The organism is Nocardioides sp. Z50_6, assembly GCF_058215755.1.
Map to the genome: position 1 here is coordinate 243,383 of NZ_JBZAJB010000001.1, position 17,897 is coordinate 261,279.

The window sequence follows — 17,897 nt, forward strand, 5'->3', positions numbered from 1 at the left end:
TATGGGAAGTGTCCGGCAGTGGTGCCGGGCCCGCCCCGCAGGAGGTTCCGGTGCTAGGACCACTCCCCCGCCTCCATCAGCTCGCGGTCGTGGCCGCGGCCCTGGTCGTCTTCGCCGGCCTCGGCCTGTGGGCCGGCCTCCTCGACCCGGTCCCGGTCCTGGTCTCCTGGGGCGCCACCGGCGGGGTGCTCGCCGGCATGGCGGTGGCGTGGCTGCTGGTGCACGAGCCCCACGCCCACCGGACCCGGAGCAGGTCCCACCTGCAGGGTCGTCGGCGCTGAGCCTCGGGCTAGCCTCCCGGGGTGCCTGACTCATTCCCCCCGCCCCGCGAGGCGCCAGACCGGGAGCGCGCCGGGATCCTGCGCGACTCCCTCGGGGTCTCGCTGGCCACCGGCCTGTACGGCGTCTCGTTCGGCGCGATCTCCGTGGCCGCGGGACTCAGCGTGCTGCAGACCTGCGCCCTGTCGCTGCTGATGTTCACCGGCGCCTCCCAGTTCGCGATGGTCGGCGTGCTGGCCAGCGGCGGGAGCGCGTGGTCGGGCGCGGCCACCGCCGCGCTCCTCGGGACCCGCAACGCCCTCTACGGGCTCCGCCTGGCCCCGCTGCTGCGACTGCGCGGCTGGGCCCGGCTCGCCGGCGCCCACGTGGTCATCGACGAGTCCACCGCGATGTCGGTCACCCGGGACACCACCGCCGCGGCCCGGACCGGCTTCTGGGCCACGGGGCTCGGCGTCCTCGTCCTCTGGAACCTCGCCACCCTGGTCGGCGCGCTGGCCGGGAACGCCCTCGGGGACCCCCGTGACTACGGCCTCGACGCCGCCGTGGGAGCCGCCTTCCTGGCTCTGCTGTGGCCCCGGCTGGACACGGCAGGCAACCGCGTGGTCGCGGTCCTCGCCGCGGCCGTGGCCCTGGGCCTGGTGCCGATCACCGCCGCCGGGGTGCCGGTCCTGGGAGCCGCCGGGGTGGCCCTCCTCGTGGGCGCCCTGCGCACCTCCGGCGCCACCGGGGGGCCGCGATGATGTGGGCCGCGCTGCTGGCGGGCTGCCTGGCCTGCTACCTCCTCAAGCTCGCGGGCCTCTGCGTCCCGCCGGCCGTGCTGGAGCGCCCGGTGGTGGCCCGCACCGCCGACCTGATCCCCGTCGCGCTCCTGGCGGCGCTGCTGGCGGTCCAGGTGCTGGGCGAGGGCTCCACGCTCGTCGTGGACGCCCGGCTCGCCGGCCTGGCCTTCGCCGTGGTGGCGCTGCTGCTGCGCGCCCCGTTCCTGGTGGTGGTCTTCGGCGCCGCCCTGGCCGCGGCGCTGGTCCGCCTGCTCTGAGCCGGCCGCTCAGGCGGGCAGGTCGAGGAAGTGCTCCAGCCCCACCGTCAACCCCGGGTGGTCCGCCACGGCCCGCAGGCCGGCGAGCACGCCCGGGGTGAAGGAGGCCCGGTCCATCGAGTCGTGCCGCAGGGTCAGGGTCTCGCCCAGCCCCCCGAGGACGACCTCCTGGTGGGCCACCATCCCGCGGACCCGGAGGGCGTGGACCGGGACCCCCGCGACGGAGGCACCCCTGGCCCCCTCCAGCGATGTCGAGGTGGCGTCCGGCATCGGGGCCGCGCCCGAGTCCCGCCGGGCCGCCGCGATCAGCTCGGCGGTGCGCCGCGCCGTGCCCGAGGGCGCGTCCGCCTTGTCGGGGTGGTGGAGCTCCACGATCTCGACGGAGTCGAAGAAGGGCGCCGCCTGGGCGGCGAAGCGCATCATCAAGATCGCGCCGATCGAGAAGTTGGGCGCGATCAGGACGCCGCACGCGGGCTCCGGGCCGAGCCACTCACGCAGCGTGGCGAGGCGGTCGTCGTCGAAGCCGGTGGTCCCGACCACCGCATGGATACCGCGGCGGATGCAGAACTCGAGGTTGCCCATCACCGCGTCGGGATGGGTGAAGTCGACCACCGCCTCGGCGCCGGCCGCGACCAGCGCCTCGAGGTCGTCGTCGGCGTCGACCTCGGCCACCAGCTCGGTGTCGGGGGCCGCAGCGACGGCTCGGCACACCTCCCGGCCGACCTTCCCCCGGGCTCCCAGGACACCGACACGGATCGTCTCTCGCTGTGCGCTCACGGCAGGCAATCTATCGCCGACCGCCGTCTCTCCCGCGGAGCACCCGAATCTGGGGGGGTGCCGGTGGCTGACTCGGGGACCCGGTGATGGCAGGCTGTCCACCATGGCATCCCAGACGATTCCGCCCCGGATCCGGTGGGCGGTGGACCTGATGGACGTCCAACCCAACGATCAGGTGCTGGAGATCGGCTGCGGTCCGGGGGCCGGAGCCGAGCTCATCTGCGCGCGACTGGACGGCGGGAAGCTCTTCGCGATCGACCGCTCGGAGTCGGGAGTGGACCGGACCAAGCGACGCAACGCCCAGCACGTCGAGTCCGGCCGCCTGACCGTGCGCCAGATCGACCTCGCCACCCTCCGGGTCCCGGTGAAGCGCCTGACCAAGGTGTTCGCCTTCAACGTGAACCTCTTCTGGGTCCGGCCCTGCGAGGACGAGGTCGCGCTGCTCCACGAGCGCCTGGTCCCGGGAGGAGCAGTCTTCCTCTTCTACGAGGCGGTCCGGCCCGAGCTGGTCCCCAACATCGTGGAGAAGACCTCGGCCGCCCTCGCGGGGGCGGGCTTCCGGGTCTCGATCGTCGAGCAGAAGGCCCCGCCGGTCATCGGAGTCATCGGCCGCCGTTAGGTTCTGAACTTATCTCTTGTTGTTATAAGTTTTTTGCCTAATACTTCTGGACATGAGTCCGGAGCCTGATCTGCTGCGCGGCATCGTCCTCACCGTCGACCAGCGCGACAGCCGCCGCACCCCCGACGCGGTGCCCGCCGCGCTGGCGGCCCTCGGCTCCGTGCCGACCCTGCTGCCCTTCCAGCGCACCGCCGGGGACGAGTTCCAGGGCGTGCTGGACGACCCCGCCGCCCTTGCTCCCGCTCTCGAGGTGCTGCTCCGCGACGGGCGCTGGCACGTGGGCGTCGGGCTGGACGGCGTGCAGACCCCCCTGCCCCGTGAGACCCGGGAGGCGCGCGGCCCGGCCTTCGTGGCCGCCCGCGAGGCCGTCTCCTCGACCCGTCAGGCGCCGTGGCAGCTGCGGGTGGCGGGGGCGACCCCGCTGGCCCGTCACCTGGAGTCGGTCTGCTGGCTGTGGGCGGCCGTCCTGGGCCGCCGGAGCGAGAAGGGCTGGGAGGTGGCCGACCTCGTCGACGGCGGGCTCTCCTACGAGGCGGCCGGCCGGCGCCTGGGGATCTCCCAGTCGGCGGTGAGCCAGCGGGCCACCGCGGCCGGGCTGGTGGAGTCGCGCCGGGCCCGCGAGCTGGTCACCGCACTGGCCCGGGACTGGCTGGAGGGTCGAGGATGACCGCTGTGCTCGCCGCGCCCGACCTCGCCGCCACGGCCTGGACCTGCCTGCTCCTGCTGACCGGGGCGATCCTGGTCGCTGCCGTCGGCTGGTGGGTCGACCGCTCGCCCTGGCTCGCCGGGCTCCAGGTGCTCCTGGTGGGCGTGGCCGCGCTCGCGGCCGCCCTGGAGCCGGGGCTGGCCTCCTCGCCGCGTGGGCTCGAGGTCCTGCTGACCGGGCTGTGCGCGGTGCTGGCGGTCCTGGGAGGCAGCCCGCTGGCCACCGCCGTCTTCCGGCTGGTGGACGGCCCCGGGGACCAGCGGGCGGGCTCGGTGCGCCGGGCGGCGGAGGTGCTGCGCGGCGGCGCGTGGATCGGCGCCCTGGAGCGGCTGGCTGTGGTCGCCTCGCTGCTCGGCCGCTGGCCGGAGGGCATCGCCATCAGCCTCGCCGTCAAGGGGCTGGGTCGCTATCCCGAGCTGCGCAACGAGGAGCACAGCGGCATCGCCGAGCGCTTCCTCATCGGCACCTTCGTCAGCGTGCTGTGGGCCGCCGCCTGCGCGGGGGTCGCCCTGCTCCTCACGAGCCCCTGACGAGCCCCTGACGAGCCGGCGGGGACTAGTGGGCCGAACCCTCCGGGCCCACCACGGCGAGGATCTCCGGCTGGGTGAAGAGCTCCGCGGCGAGCTGGCGCACCTCCTCGACCGTGACCGACTGGATCCGGCCGAGCACCTCGTCGATGCTCAGCAGCTCGCCGTGGACCAGCTCGGCCTTGCCCAGCCGCGACATCCGGGCTCCGCTGTCCTCCAGGCCCAGGACCACGCTGCCGCGCAGCTGGCCCTTGCCCCGGCTCACCTCCTCCTCGGTGATGCCCTCGGCGGCCACCCGGGCCAGCTCGGCGCGGACCACGGCGAGCACCTCGTCGACCTTGGCGGGCAGGCAGGCCACCGAGACGCCGACCAGGCCGGCGTCCTCGTGGTGGCTGCCGAAGGAGTAGACGGAGTAGGCCAGCCCGCGGTTCTCCCGCACCTCCTGGAACAGGCGTGAGGAGGTGCCGCCGCCGAGGGCGGTGTTGAGGACGCCGAGCACGAACCGGCGCGGGTCGCCGCGGGTGATCCCACGCATCCCCAGCACCAGGTTGACCTGCTCGAGCTGACGGTGGGCCACCGCCGTGCCGGGGACGACGCGACGCGCCCGAGCGCCGGTCCGCGGTCGCACCGGTGACTCGTCCCCGATCAGGAAGCCGTTGCGGTCGAACGCCCGGCGCACCTGACGCACCACCGAGGCGTGGTCGATGTTGCCGGCCACCGAGACGACCATCGCGGCGGGCCGGTAGTGGCGGCGGTAGAAGCGGGCGATCTGGGCCTGGGTCATCGACCCGATCGTCTCCACCGTGCCGGCGATCGGACGCCCCAGCGGGCTGTCCCCCCAGGCCTGCTGGGCGAAGAGGTTGTGCACCACGTCGTCGGGATCGTCGTCGTGCATGGCGATCTCGTCCAGGATCACCTCGCGCTCGGCCTCGACGTCCTCGGCGGCCAGCCGCGAGCTGGTGATCATGTCGCCCAGCACGTCGACCACCAGCGGCAGGTCGTCGTCCAGGACGCGGGCGTGGAAGCAGGTGTACTCCTTGGCGGTGAAGGCGTTGAACTCACCGCCCACCGCGTCGAGGGCCACGGAGATGTCCATGGCCGTGCGCTCCCGGGTCCCCTTGAAGAGCAGGTGCTCCAGGAAGTGCGAGCAGCCGTGCAGCGCCGGCGACTCGTGCCGCGAGCCGACCGCGACCCACACCCCGATGCTCGCCGAGCGGACGCCCGCCATCTGCTCGGTGATCACCCGCAGACCGCCGGGGAGCAGGGTGCGCCGGACGCGGGAGGTGACGTGCCCCTCCGGGTCCTTCACCGTCTGCAGGGTGCGCGTCGACCCCACCGGCTGGGACGGAAGGGACTGGGAAACGGCCGACCGGCCAGCAGAGAACTGCTGGCCGGTCGTCCTGGGGCGAGTGGTCACTCGGTCTCGGCGTCCTGCCCTGCGGCCTCGGACCCCTCGGCGGCACCCTCGTCCTCGACGACGGGCACCAGGGAGAGCTTGCCGCGGTCGTCGATCTCGGCGATCTGGACCTGGACCTTCTGGCCCACCGAGACGACGTCCTCGACGTTGTCGACGCGCTTGCCGCCGGCCAGGCCGCGCAGCTTGCTGATGTGCAGCAGCCCGTCCTTGCCCGGCATCAGCGAGACGAACGCACCGAAGTTGGTCGTCTTCACGACCGTGCCCAGGTAGCGCTCGCCGATCTCCGGCATCGTCGGGTTGGCGATCGCGTTGACCGCGGCCTTCGCCGCCTCGGCCGCCTCGCCGTTGGTGGCACCGATGTAGACGGTGCCGTCGTCCTCGATCGAGAGCGTCGCGCCGGTGTCGTCCTGGATCTGGTTGATCACCTTGCCCTTCGGCCCGATGACCTCGCCGATCTTGTCCACGGGCACGCGGATGGTGATGATCCGCGGGGCGTGGACCGACATCTCCTCGGGAGCGTCGATGGCCTCGGCCATCACGTCCAGGATGGCGTAGCGGGCGTCGCGCGCCTGCTTGAGCGCCGCGCCCAGCACCTCGGCGGGGATGCCGTCGAGCTTGGTGTCGAGCTGCAGCGCGGTGACGAACTGACGCGTCCCGGCGACCTTGAAGTCCATGTCGCCCATGGCGTCCTCGGCCCCGAGGATGTCGGTCAGCGCGACGTACTCCGTCTTGCCGTCGACCTCACCGGAGATGAGGCCCATCGCGATGCCCGCGACCGACGCCTTCAGCGGCACACCGGCCTGCAGCAGCGAGAGCGTGGACGCGCAGACCGAGCCCATCGAGGTGGAGCCGTTGGAGCCCATCGCCTCGGAGAGCTGGCGGATCGCGTAGGGGAACTCCTCGCGAGTGGGCAGCACCGGCAGCAGCGCGCGGCGCGCCAGCGCACCGTGGCCGACCTCGCGACGCTTCGGGGAGCCGACCCGGCCGGTCTCACCGGTGGAGAACGGCGGGAAGACGTACTTGTGCATGTAGCGGCGGTGCTTCTCCGGGGAGAGCGTGTCGAGCTGCTGCTCCATCTTGAGCATGTCCAGGGTGGTGACGCCCATGATCTGGGTCTCGCCGCGCTCGAAGAGCGAGGAGCCGTGGACCCGCGGGATCAGGCCGACCTCGGCGTGCAGCGGACGGATGTCGGCGAGGCCGCGGCCGTCCATGCGGATCTTGTCGCGCAGCACGCGCTCCCGCATGAGGTTCTTGGTCAGCGACCGGAAGGCGGCGCCGATCTCCTTCTCGCGACCGACGAAGTCGCCGGCGATCTTCTCCAGCAGGGACGCCTTGATGGCGTCCATCTTCTCCTCGCGCTCCTGCTTGCCCGCGATCTGGAGAGCCGCGACGGTGTCGTCCTTGGCCGCGGCCTCGACGGCGGCGTAGACGTCGTCCTCGAAGTCGAGGAAGACCGGGAACTCCTGGACCGGCTTGGCGGCCTCCTTGGCCAGCTCGGCCTGGGCCTGGCACAGCTGCTTGATGAAGGGCTTGGCGGCGTCGAGGCCCTCGGCCACGACCTCCTCCGTCGGCGCCTGGGCGCCACCCTCGACCAGGGAGATGACCCGCTCGGTGGCCTCGGCCTCGACCATCATGATCGCGACGTCGCCGGTGTCGGTGACGCGCCCGGCCACGACCATGTCGAAGACGGCGTCCTCGAGCTGGCTGTGGCTCGGGAAGGCCACCCACTGGCCGTCGATCAGCGCCACCCGGACGCCACCGACCGGACCCGAGAAGGGCAGGCCGGAGAGCTGGGTGGAGATCGACGCGGCGTTGATCGCCAGCACGTCGTAGGGCATGTCGGGGTCGAGCGAGAGGACCGTGATGACGACCTGGACCTCGTTGCGCAGACCCTTCTTGAAGGTCGGGCGCAGCGGCCGGTCGATGAGGCGGCAGGTGAGGATCGCGTCCTCGCCGGGGCGACCCTCGCTGCGGAAGAACGAGCCGGGGATCTGGCCCACGGCGTACATCCGCTCCTCGACGTCGATCGTCAGGGGGAAGAAGTCGAAGTGGTCCTTGGGCTGCTTGGAGGCGGTGGTCGCCGAGAGCAGCATGGTCTCGTCGTCGAGGTAGGCGGTCACCGAGCCGGCGGCCTGGCGGGCCAGCAGGCCCGTCTCGAACTTGACGGTGCGCTTGCCGAACTTGCCGTTGTCGAGAACGGTCTCGACGGCGGAGATGGTGGGTTCCACGTAGTGGGTCCCTTCTGTTCGCGGAGCGCACCCGCGGACGACCAAGCCCCGTGCGGGGCATGGGCCGGTCTTCGATCGAGGCCCGCAGGCAGCGGTCGCACGAGGGCGACGGTCCTGAGGGCCACTACCGAGGACCGAGCCTTGTCGGCGGGTCGCTCCTGAGTGGTGGGTTTTCAGTTGTGTCGCGGGCCGGGGCCCGCAGGTGTCACGCGTTCAAATGTAGCGAGAAACGGCGGGAGGGCCCACTCGACACGAGTGGACCCTCCCCCACGTCAGCGACGCAGGCCGAGACGCTCGACGATCGAACGGTAGCGCTCGATCTCGGTCTTCTGCAGGTAGTTGAGCAGCCGCCGGCGCTGGCCGACCAGCAGCAGCAGACCACGACGGCTGTGGTGGTCGTGCTTGTGCTGCTTGAGGTGCTCGGTCAGGTGGGCGATGCGGTGCGACAGCAGCGCGATCTGGACCTCCGGCGAACCGGTGTCACCCTCGCCCGTGGCGTACTCGGCGATGATCTTCTTCTTGGTCTCCGCGTCAGTACCGATGGACATGCGCAGGCTCCCTTCCGGCCCACCAGGGGCTCGTTCGTTGCGCGGCGCGCCGGGGCCTGTTCACCCGGGCACTCTCGATCCGCGGCCGTTGGACGGCATGTCGCCCACCCCGGAGGGTGGACAACTCCAACAGACTACCAACGCAGGGTCGAGCACACCCAATCGGAAGCCAGGACGTTCGCCGAATCCAGGACATGCGGTCGAGTGCGGCACTAACGTGCTGGCGAGGTAGCCCTGACGGGCCACGTCACCGCCGTGGAGGACACACGATGCCAAGCCAGGTGCTCGACACCCGGACCCCGACGACGGACCGCCCCGCGGTGCCACCACGCTCGATCCACCGGTGGCGCTGGGTGGTCGTGCCATTGACCGTGCTCGTCGCGAGCCGCGTCGTCGACGCCGTCCTGCTGAGCTGGTTCATCGAGTCCAGGGCACCGGCCGGCATGGCGAGGAGCCACGGCCTCAGCGCGCTGACCTACTTGCAGTCCCTGACGGTCTGGGACGGTCAGTGGTACGGCCGGATCGTGGCAGAGGGATACCCGGCGGTCCTTCCTCGCTTCGAGGGCGAGGTGGCGGCGAACGCCTGGGCCTTCTACCCCGTCTACCCGTTGCTCGTGGCGAGCCTGGTGGCGCTGGGGCTCTCCTTCCCCGTGGCGGCGACTCTCGTCAGCACGACCTGCACCGGCCTGGGCGTCGTTCTCCTGTATCGGATGATGGAGCGACGTGGAGGGGCGTTCCTCGCAACCCTGTGCATCACAGCGCTGCTGTTCGCCCCGGCCGCCCTGGTCTTCCAGGCCGCCTACACCGAAGGGCTCGCGCTGCTCCTGGTGGTCCTGGCGCTGATGTGTCTCGAGCGGCGGCGCTACGGCTGGACGGTGGCGGTCGCGGTAGTCCTCTCCCTGAGCCGTCCCATCGTCCTTCCACTCGCTGCAGTGATGGGTGTCGTCTGGGTCCTCCGGTTCCGCAGCCGACACCAGGAGCCCTTCCCCATCGGCGAGCGCCTCCGTCTCGGTGCGGCCTCCGTCACCACGGCGCTGACCTTCCTCATCTGGCCCCTCACCGTCGGGGTCGTCACAGGGGACTGGGACGGCTACGCCCAGACCCAGCGCAACTGGCTGGGACCGGGTCAGGAGTGGAGCACGTGGCTCGGTCAGGCCCTCAGCGGCAACGACCTCCCGTCGACCATCGTGGTCCTCGGGAGCCTCATCCTGCTGGGCTGGGTCGTGGGCAGGCCCCAGGCGCGGGCCTGGAGCCCCGAGCTCCGCATCTGGGCCTTCCTCTACGCCCTCTACATCCTGGGGTCCAGCCGGACCACGACCAGTGTGGTTCGGTACCTGATCCTGATCGCGGTGCCTGGCTGGCCCTTGCCGGAGGTATCCGCCCGCATCGTGGCCCCCGTCCATCGGGCGATCACGCTGATCGTCATCGCCGTCGTAGGCACACTGATGCAGATGGTCTGGATCCGCTTCTTCTACTTCACCCCGATGGGCGGGCGATTCCCCTAGCCACCCCGCAGCTCAGTAGGCCGGCGGCGGCGGGTCCGCCTCCACGTGCCGCTCGGTGGTCGCCTGCCGACCCTGTGCGTCGGTGGTGGTGGCGATGGTGCTCTGCCGACGCCGGGTGTTCTGCTGGACGATGCTCAGCAGCAGCAGCGCCACACCGGCAAGGGTCAGGATCCATCCCACCATCCCGAGGTTGACCGGGCCGACCTGCTCCTCGCTGATGGCCAGGGACAGGATCAGTCCCACCACGATCAGTCCGACTGCTCCTCCGTAACCCATCTGGGTTCTCCATCCGCTCGACGATCCACGCGACGCCGGCCGGCGTCCGCACTGCGCTTACCCGCTCACGGCCCGATCCAATCCTCCGGCCGGTCCCGGTGGCCGGACCGCGCCTCCCCTTCGTGCGCCGAGACCATGTCGCGCGGGGTGCGACGGTGGCAGGATCGCGTGATGAGCGCCTCTCCGCCGTCCGGCCTGCGACACACCTCGTGCAACCTCTGCGAGGCGATCTGCGGCCTCGAGCTCACCCTCACCGACGGCGTGGTCACCTCCGTGCGCGGCGACCGCGACGACCCGCTCTCCCGGGGGCACGTGTGTCCCAAGGGCGTCGCCATCGCCGACGTGCTCACCGACCCCGAGCGGTTGCGCCGACCCGTGCGCCGCCGCGGGCCCGCGGACGACCCGCAGTGGGAGGAACTGGACTGGGACGAGGCCCTCGACCTGGTCGCCGACCGACTCGCGGAGACCGTCGAGCGACACGGACGCGACTCGCTCGCGGTCTATCTCGGCAACCCCAACGTGCACAGCCTGGGCTCGATGACCCACGGCACCGAGCTGGCCAAGGCGCTGCCCACGCGCAACCGGTTCAGCGCCACCTCGGTCGACCAGCTGCCCGCCCAGCTGGTGGCCCACCTGATGTACGGCCACCAGCTGCTGCTCCCGGTGCCCGACCTCGACCGCACCGACCTCCTGCTCGCCTTCGGCTACAACCCGATGGCCTCCAACGGGTCGCTGATGACCGTCCCCGACTTCCCCGCCCGGCTCCGCGAGCTGCAGGGGCGCGGCGGGCGGCTCGTCGTCCTCGACCCGCGCCGCACCGAGACCGCGAAGGTGGCCGACCAGCACCTCTTCGTCCGCCCCGGCACCGACGTGCACGTGCTGCTGGCCATGGTGCACGTGCTGCTCGCCGAGGACCTGGCCACACCGCCGCCGTACGTCGCCGGGCTGGACCGGGTGCGGGCGGCGGTGGCGGACCGCACCCCGGAGGCGGCCGAGGCGGCCAGCGGCGTGCCCGCCGAGACCGTCCGCGCCCTGGCCCGCGAGCTCGCGGCGGCCGAACGGGCCGCGGTGCACGGCCGGATCGGCGTCTCCACCACCGAGTTCGGCACCCTGGCGCAGTGGTCGATCCAGCTGCTCAACCTGCTCACCGGCAACCTCGACCGGGTCGGCGGGACGATGCTGACCAGCCCGGCGCTCGACGTGGTCGGGCGGGGCCTGATCGGCCCCGGGCACCGCGGGCTCTGGCACAGCAGGGTCCGGGGCCTGCCGGAGACCGGCGGCGAGCTGCCGGTCGCGGTGCTGCGCGAGGAGATCGAGACGCCCGGCGAGGGCCAGGTGCGTGCGCTGCTCACCATGAGCGGCAACCCCGTGCTCTCCACCCCCGACGGCGGCGGGCTGGACCGGGTGCTGCCGACTCTCGACTTCATGGCCTCGATCGACTTCTACGTCAACGAGACGACCCGGCACGCCGACGTGATCCTGCCGCCGACCTCGCACCTCGAGCGGGACCACTACGACCTGGTCTTCCACGCCCTGGCGGTGCGCAACACCGCCCGCTTCTCCCCCGCTGTCTTCCCCAGGTCCGAGGACCAGCGCCACGACTGGGAGATCTACGCCGGCCTGGTCCGCCGCCTGGCCGCGCGCTCCTCGCGCCGGCTTCCCTGGCGACGCCGGACCGTGCGCTGGGTGCGGATGCGCACCTCCCCGGCCCGGACGGTCTCGATGCTGCTGCGCACGAGCAGGACGGGGGTGACCATGCGGGCGCTGAGGCGCGCACCCTCGGGCCTGGACCTCGGTCCGCTCCGGCCGGACCAGCTGCCCGTCCGGCTGCGCACCGACGACGGCCTGGTGCAGGCCGCGCCCGACCTGGTGCTGGAGGACCTGGCCCGTCTGGCCTCAGCCACGCCGCCCGAGCCGGGCACGCTGCTCCTGATCGGTCGGCGCCACCAGCGCGACAACAACTCCTGGATGCACAACACCGCGAGGCTGACGAAGGGGCGGCCCCGGCACCAGCTCCTCATGCACCCCGACGACCTGGGGAGCCACGGGCTGAGCGACCAGTCGCTGGTGCGGGTGACCTCGCGGGTCGGCGAGGTCGTGGTCGAGGTCAGCGCGTCGGCGGACATGATGCCGGGGGTCGTCTCCCTCCCCCACGGCTACGGCCACGGCCGGCCGGGCACGTCGATGTCCGTGGCGGCCAAGGTCCCGGGGGTCTCGATCAACGACCTGACCGACCCCGGGGTGCTCGACGTGTCGGGCAACGCCGCCCTGAGCGGGGTGCCGGTCCGGGTCTCGGCCCCCTGAGGGCTCAGACGCCCAGGACCTCGTGGGCCCGGCGTACGTCGTCGTGCATGGTCTCGACCAGCGCCTCGATCCCCTCGAAGGCGACCATCCCGCGCAGCCGCTCCACGAACGAGACCTCGACCTCCACGCCGTAGAGCTCGAGGTCGTCGCGGTCCAGCACGTAGGACTCCACCCGACGCTCCCGCTCACCGGCGAAGGTGGGGTTGGTCCCCACCGAGATCGCGGCCGGGAACCGCTCGCCGGTGTCGCGGCGGGTGAGCCACCCGGCGTAGACGCCGTCGGCGGGGGCGGCCTCGGCCGCCGAGGTCGGGACGTTGGCGGTGGGGAAGCCGAGCTCCCGGCCCCGCTGGTCGCCGCGGACCACCACGCCCCGCACGGTGTGCAGGCGGCCCAGCGCCTCGGCGGCGCCGGTCACGTCGCCGGAGGCCAGGCACTGCCGGACGTAGGTCGAGCTCCAGACCTGGGGACCCCCGTCGAGGGCGACCCCCTCGGTCTCGAAGCCGCGCTCGGCCCCGACGCGGGAGAGGAAGGCCACGTCGCCGGCGGCCTTGTGCCCGAACCGGAAGTTGGCCCCCACGACGACCGCGCGCGCGGAGAGCGTCTCGACCAGGATCCGGTCCACGAAGGTCAGCGGGTCCCAGGCCGCCACGTCGCGGTCGAAGGGCACCACCAGGAGCGCGTCGATCCCGCAGCCGGCCAGCAGGGCGGCCCGGCTCGGGATCGAGGTCAGGGTGGGCGGTGCGTGCTCAGGGCGCAGCACGGCCATCGGATGAGGGTCGAAGGTCACGGCCACGACCGTGCTCACGCCCATCCTCTCGGCGGTGGCCCGGGCCTGTCCCAGCACATGCTGGTGACCGCGGTGGACCCCGTCGAAGTTGCCGATGGAGACCACGGTGGGCCCGAGGTCGGCGGGGACTTCCCCGACTGATCGCCAGATCTGCACGAGCCGATGCTACGGCGTGGGTCAGCCGACGAAGACGGCGACCGGACGTGCCCCGCCGGGAGCGGGCTCGTAGAGGGCCAGGAACTGCCCGTCCGGGGCGAAGAGGGCGTGCTCGCCGGCGCCGGGCAGGTCCCGGGCGAGTCGCCGGCCCACGCGTACGTCGGCGGCCTCACCGTCCGTGAGGTCCACCGCCGGGAAGCCGGCCCGGGCGGCCGCGGCGATCGGCAGCACCGCGAAGTCCTGCTCGAGCTCCTCCAGTGTCCGTGCCGCGGCCAGGTCGAAGGGACCGACCGCGGTGCGACGCAGCGCCGTCAGGTGGCCGCCCACCCCCAGCGCCCGGCCGAGGTCGCGGGCCAGGGCGCGGACGTAGGTGCCGCTCGAGCAGCGCATCCGGATCCGGACCTGCGGGAGGCTCATCTCCACGACCTCGAGCTCGTGCACGGTGACCCGCCGCGCGGCCAGGTCGACCTGCTCACCTGCGCGGACCCGCTCGTAGGCCCGCCGTCCGTCGACCTTGATCGCCGAGACGGCCGTCGGGACCTGGTCGATCTCCCCCACGAACCCCTCCAGCTCGGCCCGGACCGCCGCCTCCAGGAGCCCGGAGGTGTCCTTCTCCTCGAGCACCTCGCCCTCGGCGTCGTCGGTCGTCGTGGAGCGGCCGAGCAGGATGGTCGCCTCGTACTGCTTCTCGGTCAGCATCAGGTGGCCGAGCAGCCGGGTGGCGCGTCCCAGGCCCAGGACGAGGACGCCGGTGGCCATCGGGTCGAGGGTGCCGGCGTGGCCGACCTTGCGGGTGCCGGCGAGGCGGCGCACCCGCGCGACCACGCCGTGGGAGGTGATGCCTCCGGGCTTGTCGACCACGACCAGCCCGGAGGGACCCTCCGCGCGCCCCCGGGAGGAGGCGCTGGTCACGCGTCGTCGTCCGCGGTGGACTCGTCGTCGTCGCCGGCCACCCGCGGCTTCTTGTACGGGTCCTCCTCGGAGGCGTACGTCGCGCCCGCGCGCTGCGCGGCCACCGCCTCGTCACTGGCCCTGGCCGCGGCCAGCACGTCGTCGAGGTGGCGGGCACTGTCGGGCAGCGCGTCCCGGACGAACTCCAAGGTGGGCACCAGGCGCATGCCCAGCTGCTTGCCCATCTCGGCACGGATCACGCCCTTGGCGGACTCCAGCGCCGCGGCCGAGCTCTCGACCTCGGTCTCCTCGCCCAGCGCGGTCCAGAAGACCGTGGAGTGCTGGCTGTCACCGGAGACACGCACGTCGGTGACGGTCACGAACCCGAGCCGCGGGTCCTTGATCTTGCGCTCCAGCATCTCGGCCACGATCACGTGGATCCGGTCGGCGATCTTGCGCACCCGTGGGTTTGCCATGTTCCTACCTTCGTCAAAATGTCGAGTCGGCGCCAGCGTGTCACTGGCGCCGACTCGAGGTGTGGACCTGTCAGCCGCGCGGGATCTCGCGCATCTCGAACGACTCCACGACATCGCCGATCTTGATGTCCTGGAAGTTCTTGAGCACCAGACCGCACTCGAAGCCCTCGCGGACCTCCGAGGCGTCGTCCTTCTCCCGCTTGAGCGAGGCCAGGTCGAGGTTGTCCGCCACGACCTTGCCGTCGCGCAGCACGCGCACCTTGGCGTTGCGGCGCACCGTGCCCGAGATGACCATGCAGCCGGCGATGTTGCCCGCCTTGGACGAGCGGAAGATCTCGCGGATCTCCGCCTGCCCGAGGCTGGCCTCTTCGTACTCCGGCTTGAGCATGCCCTTGAGGGCCGCCTCGATCTCCTCGATGGCCTGGTAGATCACCGAGTAGTACCGGATCTCCACGCCCTCCTTGTCGGCCATCTGCGCCGCCTTGCCCTGGGGCTTGACGTTGAAGCCGATGATGATGGCGTCGGAGGCAGCGGCCAGGTCGACGTTGGTCTCGGTGATCGCACCGACACCGCGGTCGATGACCCGCAGGGTGACCTCGTCGCCGACGTCGATCTGGGCCAGCGAGTCCTCGAGGGCCTCGACCGAACCGGACACGTCGCCCTTGAGGATGAGGTTGAGCTCCTGGCTCTCGCCCTTCTCCATGGACGCCATGAAGTCCTCGAGGGTGCGACGCACGCGACGCTTGGCCTGCATGGCCGCCCGCTCACGCGACTCGCGCTTCTCGGCGATCTGGCGAGCCATGCGGTCGTCGTCGACCACGATGAAGTTCTGGCCGGCGCCGGGAACGGCGCTGAGACCCAGGACCATCGCCGGACGCGACGGGTCCGCCTCGGTGAGCTCGTTGCCGAACTCGTCGAGCATGGCGCGCACCCGGCCGTAGGCGGGCCCGGCCACCAGGGAGTCCCCGACGCGCAGCGTGCCGCGCTGCACCAGGACGGTGGCCACCGGACCGCGACCGCGGTCCAGGTGAGCCTCGACCACGAGCCCCTGAGCGTCCTGCGTGGGGTTGGCCCGCAGGTCCAGCGAGGCGTCCGCGGTCAGGACCACGGCCTCGAGGAGCTTGTCCAGGTTGAGCCCGGACTTGGCCGAGACGTCGACGAACATCGCGTCGCCGCCGTACTCCTCGGGGATCAGGCCGTACTCGGTGAGCTGACCACGGACCTTCGTCGGGTCAGCGTCCTCCTTGTCGATCTTGTTGACCGCGACCACGATCGGGACGCCGGCGGCCTTGGCGTGGTTGAGCGCCTCCACCGTCTGCGGCATCACGCCGTCGTCGGCCGCCACCACGAGGATGGCGATGTCGGTCGCCTGGGCACCACGGGCACGCATGGCGGTGAACGCCTCGTGACCCGGGGTGTCGATGAAGGTGATGCGGCGGTCCTGGCCGTCGACCTCGGTGTGCACCTGGTAGGCACCGATGTGCTGGGTGATGCCACCGGCCTCCTTGGCGCCCACGTTGGCGTTGCGCAGCGCGTCGAGGAGCTTGGTCTTTCCGTGGTCGACGTGACCCATGACGGTGACGACCGGCGGCCTGATCACCAGGTCGGACTCGTCACCCTCGTCGGAGCCGAACTCCAGGTCGAAGGACTCGAGCAGCTCGCGGTCCTCGTCCTCGGGGGAGACGACCTGGACGACGTAGTTGAGCTCCTCGCCGAGCAGCTCGAACGTCTCGTCGTTGACCGACTCGGTCGCGGTGACCATCTCGCCGAGCGAGAAGAGCATCTGCACCAGTGCAGCCGCGTCGACGTTGATCTTCTCGGCGAAGTCGGTCAGCGAGGCGCCGCGGGGCAGCCGGACGGTCTCGCCGTCGCCCTTGCGGACCCGCACGCCACCGATGGTCGGGGCCTGCATGGCCTCGAACTCCTGGCGACGTGCCCGCTTGGACTTGCGACCGCGTCGCGACGGCCCACCGGGGCGGCCGAAGGCACCCTGGGTCTGGCCGCGCTGGCCCGGACGCTGGCCGGGACGCCCACTGGCGGGCGGGCCGAAGCCACCACCGGGACGACCGCCGGCACCGGGAGCGCCGCCGCCGGGACGACCCGGAGCACCGCCGCGTGCCGGAGCACCCGGACGACCGGGTCCACCGGCGCGGCCGGGACCACCGGGGCCACCCGGACCGCGGCCGCCGGGGCCGCCACCGAAGGCGGCGGGCGACTTCGGCATCATCGCCGGGTTGGGGCGCGGCATGCCGGGACGGCCGGTGGGGGCGCCGTCACGCGCTGCGGGCGGACGAGGGGCGCGCTGCTCCTCGCCGGCACCGGGGGTCCCCGTCGCGGGGGCCGGCGGGGCGGAGGGACGACGTCCCATGCCCTGGCTCGGCGCGAACGGGTTGTTGCCGGGCCGCGGGGCGCCGGGCTTGCCGACCGGCCGCGGGGCGGGGGTCGGGGCCTTGGGCGTTGGGCTCGGGGCAGGGGCCGGCTTGGCCGCCGCAGCCGGCGGCTCCTGGGCCGGCGCCGCGACGGGCTCGGGGGCGGGGGCGGGGGCCGGCTCCGGTGCGGGAGCGGGCTTCGCCTTGGGTCCGGGCCGGGGGCCGGGACGCGACGGAGCCGGGGCGGCCGCCTTCTCGGCGGGGGCCGCCTGGCTGGGCGCGGGGGCTTCGGCCGGCTTGTCGGCCGGCTTCTCCGCCGGCTTCGCGGGCGCCTGGGGCGTCGGCGCGGCCGGGGCGGACTCTGCGACGGGGGCAGCCGCGCCAGCGGACTTCAGCTGGTCGCCGTACTGCTTCTTGAAGCGCATCTCGACCGGGGGCTCGACCGTCGACGATGCCGACTTGACGAACTCCCCCATCTCCTTGAGCTTCTCGAGAACGAACTTGCTCTCGACTCCGAACTCCTTGGCGAGTTCGTGGACTCGGGTCTTGGCCACGTTAGAACGTTGCTCCTTCTGGCCCGAGCCCCGTCAGGGGATGTCTACGGACCGTTAGTGGTGGTGCTGGCTCATCGGAAAGTACTCATCGAGTGCTCATGAGCTGCCTGCTCCAGTTTCTTGTCGGTCGATCACGGTGGGATAGCGGAGAGGTGGTCCTCCAGCGGTGCGAGGGCCAGGCCCTCCCGGACCCTGAGGGCCCGGGGGAACGCTCGCCTGCGCATCGCCAGCTGCAGGCACTCGGAGGTGGGGTGCAGGTGCGCCCCACGACCTGGTGCGGAGCCGGCGGGATCGGGTACCACGGCCGGACGACCGTCGGCACCCTCGCCTGCCACCACGCGCAGCAGCTCGCTCTTGGCGGCCCGACGGCGACACCCCACACAGGTCCGAACCGGACCGGGGGCAGGGAGAATCGTCGTACGAACCACTGAGAGCAAGCCTA

18 protein-coding genes are annotated in these 17,897 nt (G+C 72.3%); 8 read left to right on the forward strand and 10 right to left on the reverse strand.

Going from position 1 to position 17,897, the window contains the following annotated elements; translation table 11 throughout:
• The first annotated feature begins 50 nt into the window (after nucleotides 1-50).
• From AC4BGE_RS01140 to AC4BGE_RS01150, 3 genes are read left to right on the forward strand one after another with little or no spacing between them, the layout of a single operon-like run.
• Nucleotides 51-281, forward strand: a complete 231-nt coding sequence (locus AC4BGE_RS01140) for a hypothetical protein (RefSeq protein ID WP_490569926.1) — start codon at nucleotides 51-53, stop codon at nucleotides 279-281.
• Between the two features lie 21 nt (nucleotides 282-302).
• Nucleotides 303-1,019, forward strand: a complete 717-nt coding sequence (locus tag AC4BGE_RS01145) for an AzlC family ABC transporter permease (RefSeq protein ID WP_490574101.1) — start codon at nucleotides 303-305, stop codon at nucleotides 1,017-1,019.
• Complete coding sequence (locus AC4BGE_RS01150; protein ID WP_490574102.1) at nucleotides 1,016-1,315, forward strand: AzlD domain-containing protein; 300 nt, start codon at nucleotides 1,016-1,018, stop codon at nucleotides 1,313-1,315. The genes AC4BGE_RS01145 and AC4BGE_RS01150 overlap by 4 nt, the downstream gene beginning before the upstream one ends.
• A gap of 9 nt (nucleotides 1,316-1,324) precedes the next feature.
• Here AC4BGE_RS01150 and dapB read toward each other — a convergent pair whose 3' ends face one another.
• A complete protein-coding gene (gene dapB / locus AC4BGE_RS01155; RefSeq protein WP_490570217.1) occupies nucleotides 1,325-2,071 on the reverse strand; it encodes a 4-hydroxy-tetrahydrodipicolinate reductase in 747 nt (248 codons plus the stop codon).
• Between the two features lie 124 nt (nucleotides 2,072-2,195).
• On the opposite strand from dapB, the gene AC4BGE_RS01160 reads away from it, so the two are divergent.
• The 3 genes from AC4BGE_RS01160 to AC4BGE_RS01170 are packed head-to-tail and all read left to right on the forward strand — an operon-like array spanning nucleotide 2,196 to nucleotide 3,947.
• Entirely contained in the window at nucleotides 2,196-2,711 is a 516-nt protein-coding gene (locus tag AC4BGE_RS01160; protein WP_490569923.1) for a class I SAM-dependent methyltransferase, read from the forward strand.
• A gap of 52 nt (nucleotides 2,712-2,763) precedes the next feature.
• On the forward strand, nucleotides 2,764-3,378 hold the full coding sequence (locus tag AC4BGE_RS01165; protein ID WP_490569922.1) for a transposase: 615 nt from the start codon (nucleotides 2,764-2,766) through the stop codon (nucleotides 3,376-3,378).
• Nucleotides 3,375-3,947 (forward strand): hypothetical protein, encoded by a 573-nt coding sequence (locus AC4BGE_RS01170; protein WP_490574103.1) that lies wholly within the window; start codon nucleotides 3,375-3,377, stop codon nucleotides 3,945-3,947. The genes AC4BGE_RS01165 and AC4BGE_RS01170 overlap by 4 nt, the downstream gene beginning before the upstream one ends.
• Before the next feature lie 25 nt (nucleotides 3,948-3,972).
• On the opposite strand, the gene AC4BGE_RS01175 is transcribed toward AC4BGE_RS01170, so the two are convergent.
• The 3 genes from AC4BGE_RS01175 to rpsO all read right to left on the reverse strand — a co-directional run bounded on the left by AC4BGE_RS01175 (nucleotide 3,973) and on the right by rpsO (nucleotide 8,137).
• On the reverse strand, nucleotides 3,973-5,253 hold the full coding sequence (locus tag AC4BGE_RS01175) for a M16 family metallopeptidase (protein ID WP_490569920.1): 1,281 nt from the start codon (nucleotides 5,251-5,253) through the stop codon (nucleotides 3,973-3,975).
• A 104-nt stretch (nucleotides 5,254-5,357) separates the two neighbouring features.
• Nucleotides 5,358-7,589 (reverse strand): polyribonucleotide nucleotidyltransferase, encoded by a 2,232-nt coding sequence (locus AC4BGE_RS01180; protein ID WP_490569919.1) that lies wholly within the window; start codon nucleotides 7,587-7,589, stop codon nucleotides 5,358-5,360.
• Between the two features lie 272 nt (nucleotides 7,590-7,861).
• Complete coding sequence (rpsO, locus tag AC4BGE_RS01185; RefSeq protein WP_490569918.1) at nucleotides 7,862-8,137, reverse strand: 30S ribosomal protein S15; 276 nt, start codon at nucleotides 8,135-8,137, stop codon at nucleotides 7,862-7,864.
• 269 nt (nucleotides 8,138-8,406) lie between these two features.
• Between rpsO and AC4BGE_RS01190 the strand changes: the two genes are divergently transcribed.
• The gene (locus tag AC4BGE_RS01190; protein ID WP_490574104.1) at nucleotides 8,407-9,642 is read left to right on the forward strand and encodes a hypothetical protein; all 1,236 of its coding nucleotides are present in this window, start codon (nucleotides 8,407-8,409) and stop codon (nucleotides 9,640-9,642) included.
• Between the two features lie 12 nt (nucleotides 9,643-9,654).
• Here the strand turns inward: AC4BGE_RS01190 and AC4BGE_RS01195 are convergent, their stop codons facing one another.
• A complete protein-coding gene (locus AC4BGE_RS01195) occupies nucleotides 9,655-9,918 on the reverse strand; it encodes a DUF6458 family protein (RefSeq protein WP_490569917.1) in 264 nt (87 codons plus the stop codon).
• 171 nt (nucleotides 9,919-10,089) lie between these two features.
• Between AC4BGE_RS01195 and AC4BGE_RS01200 the strand changes: the two genes are divergently transcribed.
• Nucleotides 10,090-12,222, forward strand: coding sequence for a molybdopterin-dependent oxidoreductase (locus AC4BGE_RS01200; protein ID WP_490569916.1), 2,133 nt, complete (start codon nucleotides 10,090-10,092; stop codon nucleotides 12,220-12,222).
• Nucleotides 12,223-12,226: 4 nt separating this feature from the next.
• Here AC4BGE_RS01200 and AC4BGE_RS01205 read toward each other — a convergent pair whose 3' ends face one another.
• The 5 genes from AC4BGE_RS01205 to AC4BGE_RS01225 form a co-directional block, all read right to left on the reverse strand.
• Nucleotides 12,227-13,165: a bifunctional riboflavin kinase/FAD synthetase gene (locus AC4BGE_RS01205; RefSeq protein WP_490569915.1), complete on the reverse strand. Its 939-nt coding sequence runs from the start codon at nucleotides 13,163-13,165 to the stop codon at nucleotides 12,227-12,229.
• 21 nt (nucleotides 13,166-13,186) lie between these two features.
• The gene (gene truB / locus AC4BGE_RS01210) at nucleotides 13,187-14,077 is read right to left on the reverse strand and encodes a tRNA pseudouridine(55) synthase TruB (protein WP_490569914.1); all 891 of its coding nucleotides are present in this window, start codon (nucleotides 14,075-14,077) and stop codon (nucleotides 13,187-13,189) included.
• Nucleotides 14,074-14,532: a 30S ribosome-binding factor RbfA gene (gene rbfA, locus AC4BGE_RS01215; RefSeq protein ID WP_490574105.1), complete on the reverse strand. Its 459-nt coding sequence runs from the start codon at nucleotides 14,530-14,532 to the stop codon at nucleotides 14,074-14,076. The genes truB and rbfA overlap by 4 nt, the downstream gene beginning before the upstream one ends.
• A gap of 70 nt (nucleotides 14,533-14,602) precedes the next feature.
• Nucleotides 14,603-17,455, reverse strand: a complete 2,853-nt coding sequence (gene infB / locus AC4BGE_RS01220) for a translation initiation factor IF-2 (RefSeq protein WP_490574106.1) — start codon at nucleotides 17,453-17,455, stop codon at nucleotides 14,603-14,605.
• Between the two features lie 131 nt (nucleotides 17,456-17,586).
• Nucleotides 17,587-17,883: a YlxR family protein gene (locus AC4BGE_RS01225; protein ID WP_490574107.1), complete on the reverse strand. Its 297-nt coding sequence runs from the start codon at nucleotides 17,881-17,883 to the stop codon at nucleotides 17,587-17,589.
• Between the last annotated feature and the right edge of the window lie 14 nt (nucleotides 17,884-17,897).